This is a genomic window from Gottfriedia sp. ABJ_BB2_2 (assembly GCF_055484705.1).
Map to the genome: position 1 here is coordinate 1 of NZ_JBVFKR010000020.1, position 8338 is coordinate 8338.

The 8338-nt window shown below is 28.0% G+C and carries 14 protein-coding genes; all 14 read right to left on the reverse strand.

Going from position 1 to position 8338, the window contains the following annotated elements:
* Positions 1-735: 735 nt before the first annotated feature.
* On the reverse strand, positions 736-918 hold the full coding sequence (locus ACX6U0_RS21090) for a hypothetical protein (RefSeq protein WP_464961780.1): 183 nt from the start codon (positions 916-918) through the stop codon (positions 736-738).
* Between the two features lie 79 nt (positions 919-997).
* Entirely contained in the window at positions 998-1438 is a 441-nt protein-coding gene (locus ACX6U0_RS21095) for a hypothetical protein (protein WP_464961781.1), read from the reverse strand.
* A gap of 249 nt (positions 1439-1687) precedes the next feature.
* Positions 1688-1999 (reverse strand): hypothetical protein, encoded by a 312-nt coding sequence (locus ACX6U0_RS21100; protein ID WP_464961782.1) that lies wholly within the window; start codon positions 1997-1999, stop codon positions 1688-1690.
* Positions 2000-2020: 21 nt separating this feature from the next.
* The gene (locus tag ACX6U0_RS21105) at positions 2021-2254 is read right to left on the reverse strand and encodes a hypothetical protein (RefSeq protein ID WP_464961783.1); all 234 of its coding nucleotides are present in this window, start codon (positions 2252-2254) and stop codon (positions 2021-2023) included.
* A 169-nt stretch (positions 2255-2423) separates the two neighbouring features.
* Complete coding sequence (locus ACX6U0_RS21110; RefSeq protein WP_464961784.1) at positions 2424-2738, reverse strand: hypothetical protein; 315 nt, start codon at positions 2736-2738, stop codon at positions 2424-2426.
* A 143-nt stretch (positions 2739-2881) separates the two neighbouring features.
* On the reverse strand, positions 2882-3190 hold the full coding sequence (locus ACX6U0_RS21115) for a hypothetical protein (protein ID WP_464961785.1): 309 nt from the start codon (positions 3188-3190) through the stop codon (positions 2882-2884).
* A gap of 284 nt (positions 3191-3474) precedes the next feature.
* Positions 3475-4209: a hypothetical protein gene (locus ACX6U0_RS21120; RefSeq protein ID WP_464961786.1), complete on the reverse strand. Its 735-nt coding sequence runs from the start codon at positions 4207-4209 to the stop codon at positions 3475-3477.
* Positions 4210-4501: 292 nt separating this feature from the next.
* Complete coding sequence (locus ACX6U0_RS21125; protein ID WP_464961787.1) at positions 4502-4921, reverse strand: hypothetical protein; 420 nt, start codon at positions 4919-4921, stop codon at positions 4502-4504.
* A gap of 148 nt (positions 4922-5069) precedes the next feature.
* Positions 5070-5294: a DUF3953 domain-containing protein gene (locus ACX6U0_RS21130; RefSeq protein ID WP_464961788.1), complete on the reverse strand. Its 225-nt coding sequence runs from the start codon at positions 5292-5294 to the stop codon at positions 5070-5072.
* A gap of 158 nt (positions 5295-5452) precedes the next feature.
* Positions 5453-5929, reverse strand: coding sequence for a hypothetical protein (locus ACX6U0_RS21135; RefSeq protein WP_464961789.1), 477 nt, complete (start codon positions 5927-5929; stop codon positions 5453-5455).
* A 222-nt stretch (positions 5930-6151) separates the two neighbouring features.
* Complete coding sequence (locus tag ACX6U0_RS21140; protein ID WP_464961790.1) at positions 6152-6415, reverse strand: hypothetical protein; 264 nt, start codon at positions 6413-6415, stop codon at positions 6152-6154.
* 160 nt (positions 6416-6575) lie between these two features.
* Entirely contained in the window at positions 6576-6920 is a 345-nt protein-coding gene (locus tag ACX6U0_RS21145; protein WP_464961791.1) for an SdpI family protein, read from the reverse strand.
* Between the two features lie 124 nt (positions 6921-7044).
* Positions 7045-7245, reverse strand: coding sequence for a hypothetical protein (locus ACX6U0_RS21150; RefSeq protein ID WP_464961792.1), 201 nt, complete (start codon positions 7243-7245; stop codon positions 7045-7047).
* Between the two features lie 353 nt (positions 7246-7598).
* Positions 7599-8078 carry a DUF6756 family protein gene (locus ACX6U0_RS21155; RefSeq protein WP_464961793.1) on the reverse strand — a complete coding sequence of 160 codons (480 nt, stop codon included), beginning with the start codon at positions 8076-8078 and terminating at the stop codon, positions 7599-7601.
* Positions 8079-8338: the final 260 nt, after the last annotated feature.

Sequence of the window (8338 nt, forward strand, 5' to 3'; positions counted from 1 at the left end):
TACTACCACACTGTTTTAACAAAACAAATATATTAATTATATTCTTATTGAATTTTATAAACGTTTACATAATTGTATCAACAAGAAAAGTTTTTGTAATTGGGAAATTTTTCTTTTCAAATAGAAATTCGGAGGTTCCTAATGTAACTATCCTGCAAGTTAATTCAAATTAAAAAAGCTGCTTTCTAGCAGCTAGTGGTCTTTAACTAACGCGACAGTTAGTTAAAGCAACCTAAAAGAATAGTTGCGTTACGAATCCTATAAACAGAAATGATATAAAAACAATCGGTATAGAAATTAATACCTTATTTCGCATCCTAATTGTTTCAAATCGCCTATATACCTTATTTACTATGCTATATACAATTATTATGACTGGAAAACTTATACAAATTGCTACTAGATCAACATGATTAAATGGTGTACTAATGTAATTATCCAGAGGAATGTTGATAAGAAAAAGGACGGTAAATAAGATAAATTGATAAATAATAAATCTAACATAATTCATTGATGATTACCTCTATTCGATGGATAGCTATAAATCCATTTTAAGATAATTTTATATTTTGTAAATGCCATTAGGAAATTTAGCTGTTTTCCTTATTAAACTAATCTTCAAAAATACATAAATAAAAAAGCAGCCAATAGCTGCTCTTAATGTTCAACTAACGCATCCGTTAGTTGAATAAGGGAAACAATCCACAATTTGGTGGTCTTTTTGTTTATATATGATTATTTTATTAAAAATTCATAAGAAAAATAAAGTATAGTTAGTCCTGGTACCCCTATTATAAATACCTTTCTTTTTTCTTCATCCTCATATTCCCATTGTCTAAGAATCTCATCAATAAATATCCTTAGCCAACACAAGACTACAGCAATTACTAAAGATTTTGCTAATAATAATATAATCATAAATGTCAGCTCCTTGCCCAACAAGTCTCCCAATCAATATTTAATTATAGTTCCAGTTAGTTAAATAAGGAATTTTAATTTATTTATAATCTTCCCATCCACTTTCTGAATGAACTTGAGTAATTTTGCCTGTATTTGATATAAACTCAACTGTTTTTTCATGTACTTTGTACTTTGTTACTGGAAATATAATCATTGCCATATCGTATTCAGAATAGTGGTGCATCATAAACATATAGTTTTCTTGGAGGGTGTCTGCACCATCGTAAATATCTATAAATAAAAATTGAGTTTTCCTGTCATCATATATTTTTGCAAATTCTTTCTGCTTACTTATAATCCTTGCAATTTCAATTGCATTTAAAGTTTTTGTAACAACGGTCTCTTTTTTGGTCTTTTGAATAATAGTTTTATAATACAAACTTTGAATTTCGGGAAAGATTGCGGCTAGTAATATAGCATTAAAAATTAACAGTAAAATAAGACCTTTATTCACTTTTTTATTTTCAACAACTGCCATATTTATGTACACTACTTAGAAGATTATCTATTAATTATAGATATTAAAATGTAAAAGAAGAATTTCCCTTTCTCTCAATAACTACACTTTCTTCAATAAACCTGCCTTTATTTCCTTCTTTCTTCTCCAACTAATCTTCCAGATAAAAACAAAAAAAATCGACGAAACGTCGGTCATGATATACAACTAACGCGCCAGTTAGTTGAAGAATAAATAAAGATAATTATTATATATATGATGCTCTTATTACTAATTTCCTTTTGTGGTATCAATCCATATCCCTAAAACTTTTATTGCAGATACTTCTATTTTTTTATTATTTGTTTTGATAAATGTATAAGAATATTTATCATATATACCTGCATTTGTGACTGCTGAGGAATCCCAATCAAGTTTTCCTTCAGGACCATACCATCCAGCTGTATGGTTGTCTCTATCAGCATAAATCTGTTTTTCTCGTTGTAAGAAATCTTCGAATGTATTGTCACCCATAAAATTTGTAATTAGATATAAAATAAACAAAAATACGATTACCCAACCTATGCTAATTTTCTTCTTCATATTTATCCCCTTTAAAATATATCAAGTAAGATTGTTGCTTTTATTTCTTTTCCTCAATTTAATGACAGCCATGATAATTAGACCAATTAGAGCTATTAATGTTGGTATTCCTTCAATAAAAAAGAAACCAGACCAAAAGGCCCACCATGGACCATATGGGTCATCGGTTGCCATAACTCCAATAAAGTAAGCTAAAGGCAATGTTAGAACGATTAATACTGCTCCAAATGTAAGTATTATTTTCCCGACATACATTTTGTCTTTCCCCTTTTCAAAAGTAACTAATTTTTCCCCATTATAATTATAACATTTTACTATTAAACTAAATTGCCAGTTACCACAATAAAAAAATGGACTACCCACGTAGCCCATCTTTGTCTCCAACTAACGCGCCAGTTAGTTGAATTAAAAACCTTAATATCTATTATTTTCGAAGAGTTCCTATAACATTTTTGTTCTCACCATCTACAAAAACAATGATCGTATCGTCAGTGCCATCGAATCTAAAAGTTACTGAATATAATTTTTGGTTATTAAAATCTTCATCAATGATAGTAGCATCATTTGGTAATTGTTCGACTTTTTCTACTACTCCTTGTTTGTCACTTAATGCAGCCTGGTCACTTCTCATTAAGCTGGCATAGGCAATTCCTTGAACATTGTCAGTATTATTTTTACTACAAGCAGCTACAGAAAGAATAGAAACGAATATTAAACACATTAAGATATTTTTTTTCATATAGTAAACCTCGTTTTTTCCATAATATGTTAATTTCTACTCATAAATGTTATTACCTTCTTTTATATTAAAAAAATGAAAAAGCTGCAATGAAGCAGCTCTTTGTCTTCAACTAACGCGCCAGTTAGTTGCATAAGTTTTACTCAAAATAATAAATAGAGATAAATGTATTGTGCACTTATTGGAATTAAAATTAAATGTGCTATAAATATTCCCCAAGTGTATTTATTATTTTTATTAAACGATCCTACCCGAAAAATGGCATTTAAAATAGTAGCACCTAAAATACTAATTACTAACATAAAACAAATATAAACAATATCACTTGTAGATTCTGAAACAGAAGGACCACCTAACATCATAGCTAATATTAAATACACTGGCATACTTAAAGGAAAAACGACTAAAAAGGAACATATATAAACTATTGTACTTAATTTTAATTTTTTCATATTCAAATCATTCACTCTTTCTAGCTTATAAACTTTTAATTACTTAAATAGATGGCAATTATATTTTAATCAATTTTAACAATAATTCCCTTCATTTTCCCATGGCAAATTACCCACTTATTAAGTATAAAAAAAGGCTAATATACGGCCTTCGTAATTTCAGTTAAAGCGCCAGTTAGTTATAGAATTAATTTAAATATCTACTGAAAAAACTATATGTAACTAAAATACATTCAAATTTTAAAAAAATAAGTGTATAACCAAAATATTTTACTCTGTTATATCTAATTACTTTTCATCGCTTTATATTTTTTTAATATCATTAGTATCAGAGTAATTAGAGTTAATATTATACCAATACCAAATGTAATCATTGGATAAAAAAATGGATATATGTAAACAAAGAATGAAGGATATGAAGACCAAGCGTCTGTATAATAACCTGAAGGACCTTCATCCATAGATGGAATAAGTTTTGTTTGTAATTTAGATTTATTTTTGTACGAAAAGTCTTCAGTTTTTACTTTCCCAGCTTTATTGACTGTAATAATACGATATTCTTGCTCTTCTTTAGGTATGTAATCTTCCATACTTTCCATGATTTCTCTAGTTTTTTGAAGGACGATAGCCAAAGATTTTTCTTTTTTCTTTTTATCATATATTAGCCAGTAAGAAACATAATGTGTATATTGATTTAGTCCATCTTCACCTATTTTTACTGGGTAATACTTTAAAACATCTTTTTCTTGCCCATTGATTGTAATATACACGTCACCCAATTGGACAAAGTTATCCCACGGATCTCGATATACTGGTGCATCTATTAGTATATGCTTTGTATCTATAGTATTTGGTCCAAATTGATACTTCGTAGGCAATGCCTTATACATTTCATTTATTTCTGTAATTTCATATTTTCGGTCCATTCCCCAATTGTAAACAAATTCTTTGAACATGCTGTTTCGTGCTGAAAGTAAAATTAATACAACTCCTAACAATAAAAGTAACCTCTGCTTCATCAAATCATTCCCCTATAAATACATGTACTTCCTATTCATATTCCCGATTACAATCTATTCGTAATGTAAAAAAGGAATAACGCATATATCTATATTTCCTTTACTTATAGATAGTCAATTCAAATTTAACACTCTTGTTAAAGAACATCTATAGAAATAAAATAAATTTTAAATATTTCTTATTCGGCTTAACAGACTATAATCACATGAAAAAAGACTTCCGAAGAAGTCATCGTTGTTCAAATAATGCGCCAGTTAGTTGAACAGGGGTAATACAATTTCTAATTGAAAATTAATGTTTTTTACTGAATAAATCTAATATAGTAAAGCTTGCTTTGCCATTTGGTAATCTAAGTAAAAATAGAATATGAAAATATATATATACATAAAAAGATAATGCTTTAATTTTGTAAAATATTAGACTTCCTTCAATTAATGATAACAAAATAATTACAATGAAAAACAATAACACCTGAATTAAATATGTATAAAGTAATCTCTGTTTAGGTATTATTTTTACAATAGAATCTATTACTAATGTTACAGGGACACCTAAAATAACATAAATTAGGAAAATAACAAAAGCAGTAGCGTATTGGCCTCCATCTGTAGGGATATCTTCAAATACAAAAATTAAAAGAATAGAAGTAATTATAGCTAAAAAATAAGTAAATACGGTGTTAATAATTGTTAAAAAATAATTTCTTTTCATACTAGTACCTCATAGAAGTTATGTATATTTTTAGTAGATGTAAATACTTTAATTAGCTCTTATTATATCATTTCATAATCAATTGAATTGCCAAATACAAAAATAAAAAGACAGCCACTGCTGCCTTGATTTTCAACTAACGCGCCAGTTAGTTCAACAAGATTGTATATATTGAAACAAATATATTAAACCCAGCTACAATATAAAAAACTATTGAATTAGATTTTTTTCTTTCTTGTAAGCCCACTATTATTAACATTCCTCCTAAGAAGAAAAGCATATATGGAATCATAAAAAAGTTTTGAGTTATTAAAGAATAAACAGCTAATGAAACTGCAATTATCCCAAAGATTATTCTAATTATTTTTAACAAGATATTCTCTCCCTAGTCTTAGTATAAATCTACTCTAAGTTTAACATTATTCAGTATAGAATGAACTTACATTTTGTAAAGGAGGATGAACGCCACCTCTCGAAATGTTATCGAACTAACGCATCCATTAGTTGCATAAGGAATACTTGTATTGAGTATTATTTTTGTTTTTTTAGCTTAATTGTTTCATTATGATTTAACCATTTTATCTCTAAGGTAATTTCATCTGGTGCGTTACTGATACGGTCAAATATTTCTGCATTAAACTCGGTAGCAGTATGGTAATTACCAATTCCTTTCAAAGCTAATGGATAACTACTTTTTTTAGAATCATCACCTATCGTTACTACATATTCGATCTTACCTATTTTTGGGGATGTTTGTTCATCAACTGCAGTATTGCGATCCGTTATATATTGGATATACAAAGAATCGAAATTAGATGATTTTACTTTTGATAATGTGTATGTCCCAAACCAGTGTTCGCCTTCACCGAAATAAAATATTTGGGTTTTCGGATTATTCTCTTTTTCAGTCTCAACTTTACTTTTTGTTACGGGAGAATCCTCTATTGAACAGCCAACAGTCATAATCAAAGTTAGAGTCATAACGCAAAAAGTAATTAATTTCTTCATCTACATTCCCCTTAATTCCTAAGCAATTTTTAATTACTTATTCCTATACTTATTCAAAAATTTCTAATTAACGCATGCGTTTATTGTATAATTTAAACATATAAATATTACTTGTTCCAAAAAATCACCTATAATAATCCCTTAAATTACCATTATCCCATTCCTTAATAAGATAGTGAGAATCGAATTCTAAAGCCTCAGATAAGTTAGCAACACTGATTATTACATCTCTGGCTTTTTTTCGTCAACAGATAATAAATAAATTGCAGCAGTATATTTGACATACAAATTTGGATGTTCCAATAATTCAAATAAAGCCTCAACACCGTTTTCATGGTTTTTTAATCGTCTGAAATTATTGTATTGTTTATCATATAACTTATTTGTTTTTTTAGAATTAACTACAACTTCGTAAGCTGCAACCCCATAATCTATTGCTGATTTAATGCAAACTTTAACAATTTCATCCAATTCCAATTTTTTCATATATTCACCTCATATTCTGATTATACATTAAATAATTTCTTTATCCTTATTGAACTATCCAGCCATTTACTGCATTAAAAAAGAGCACCAATTAGGTACTCGTGGTATGCAACTATAGCGCCAGTTAGTTGTACAAGAAATTTTAAAATCTAAGGTTATATTACTGAAAATTTCTCTTTAAATTTTTTTCGATAAAGAAAATTGGAATAAATAAAAAAACCATACTTAATCCCATATTAATTAACGTAACTACATCCAATGAAAAAGGTAAAATATACAAAAGGAATATAGCAATCGCTATATTACAGATACCAAACCTAATGGAATAATAGCCTAACAATTTTTGAGCATGATCCCAAGCTTTTTGTGATGCCATAGAACGGAAGGTGCGATAACCGTAAAAATGATTTATTTTTTTGGGAGCTTTTATTTTATGTACAATTCCAATAGCAATCATAAGAAAAGGAATTAATAAACTGATAAGATATGAGGCTATATTCTCCACTCTCTCACCACTATTTAAAGTTAACTTAATATTGTTCTGAACCCCTGTCGAACTTCAACTAACGCGCCAGTTAGTTGAATTAGAGTTGTAAATAGATTTAAAATTTTACAACTTTAGGTAAAAATTATCTTTTCTTAAGTCCTTTTTTTATCGCTAAATCACAAACCAAATAGATTATATAAACAGCCGCCATAACTGCCACATAAAAAATAAAGTTCTCCTTTTGGCCATCTGAGCGATAAATAATTAACCATAGTAAGTACGAATATATAATAATAACTGAACATTTTATACCAATTTGTAAAGCTTTCAATTCCCTTTCCAAATAGAATTCCTCCTGTTAAATCAAGGTGATTTTTGCTAATTAATTTTGGCAATAGCTTAAAAAATAACTATATAAATAAATAGATTACTTGTTCATCTATCATCAGTTTATTCTGTAAAAAAAGTTAAATGCCACTTAGTATCAATTTAATAAAGTTGTTTTTCATAGTTGCTACCTGACCCTTTAAAATTTATATATTTATTTATCTATTTTATTTATTCAATTCAATTAAATACTCAAAAGTCCTTTTCTTTATTAACTAAACTCCCATTTAGTGCATTAAAAAAGGGACTACCGAAGTAGTCCTCGTTATTCAACTAAAGCATCCGTTAGTTGTATAAAACTTTTTAGTACTAGTTCAATAAGTTCATTCTTTTCAATTTATCAATCATATGATCGCCAGAAGCGATTAAGTATCGATGATGGTTTTCACAAAGTACCCAATTAAATTTTTTTGAGACTATATAATATTCTCCAATACCTACAGTTTCTCCTATAATCATTTGAATCGCATTTACTGTACCTTCGTATATCCAAAATTTTGGAACTTGACTTACTTCTTCAACAAAAAACCAAACTTTTTCGTTTTCCTCAATGAGATTACTTAAATATTCATATGCACTATTATCTTCAAATTGTATTGCATAATCACTTTTGAAATGCTCCCAATACCATTCTGTTTTTTGGGTGTAATGAGACTTGTTTATAAACTTTGTTTCAAATTTATCTAAGATTATTTTCCATTGATATTTATCAACTTCACAAATCTCACCTTTTTTTAGGTTGAATTCTATTATTACGCTGTTAATTGCATTTCTTACTGTATTATTCATTTAAATTTACCTTCCTTAGAAAATAGAAGTTTCTTATTCTTATACTTATTCTTATTTAAATGAAAATTTACCTTCTTCAACTAAAAAACGAGTCGCTGTGGCAACTCGCTATCTTCAACTAACGCGCCAGTTAGTTCAATATGAAATTTTATTTAATCAGTAAATATTATTGAAAATACACATGTTAAAAGTATTGTTAGCATTTTAGTTAAATTAAATTTTCTACTAACGTCTTTTTCCATTATTGCTAAATAGTAGAA

Bases quoted from the DNA above. Each gene is read 5' to 3' on its own strand.
- ACX6U0_RS21090 (WP_464961780.1), bottom strand. From the start codon at position 918: ATGATTATATTATTATTAGCAAAATCTTTAGTAATTGCTGTAGTCTTG.
- ACX6U0_RS21115 (WP_464961785.1), bottom strand. From the start codon at position 3,190: ATGAAAAAATTAAAATTAAGTACAATAGTTTATATATGTTCCTTTTTA.
- ACX6U0_RS21095 (WP_464961781.1), bottom strand. From the start codon at position 1,438: ATGGCAGTTGTTGAAAATAAAAAAGTGAATAAAGGTCTTATTTTACTG.
- ACX6U0_RS21100 (WP_464961782.1), bottom strand. From the start codon at position 1,999: ATGAAGAAGAAAATTAGCATAGGTTGGGTAATCGTATTTTTGTTTATT.
- ACX6U0_RS21110 (WP_464961784.1), bottom strand. From the start codon at position 2,738: ATGAAAAAAAATATCTTAATGTGTTTAATATTCGTTTCTATTCTTTCT.
- ACX6U0_RS21140 (WP_464961790.1), bottom strand. From the start codon at position 6,415: ATGAAAAAATTGGAATTGGATGAAATTGTTAAAGTTTGCATTAAATCA.
- ACX6U0_RS21155 (WP_464961793.1), bottom strand. From the start codon at position 8,078: ATGAATAATACAGTAAGAAATGCAATTAACAGCGTAATAATAGAATTC.
- ACX6U0_RS21105 (WP_464961783.1), bottom strand. From the start codon at position 2,254: ATGTATGTCGGGAAAATAATACTTACATTTGGAGCAGTATTAATCGTT.
- ACX6U0_RS21135 (WP_464961789.1), bottom strand. From the start codon at position 5,929: ATGAAGAAATTAATTACTTTTTGCGTTATGACTCTAACTTTGATTATG.
- ACX6U0_RS21125 (WP_464961787.1), bottom strand. From the start codon at position 4,921: ATGAAAAGAAATTATTTTTTAACAATTATTAACACCGTATTTACTTAT.
- ACX6U0_RS21120 (WP_464961786.1), bottom strand. From the start codon at position 4,209: ATGAAGCAGAGGTTACTTTTATTGTTAGGAGTTGTATTAATTTTACTT.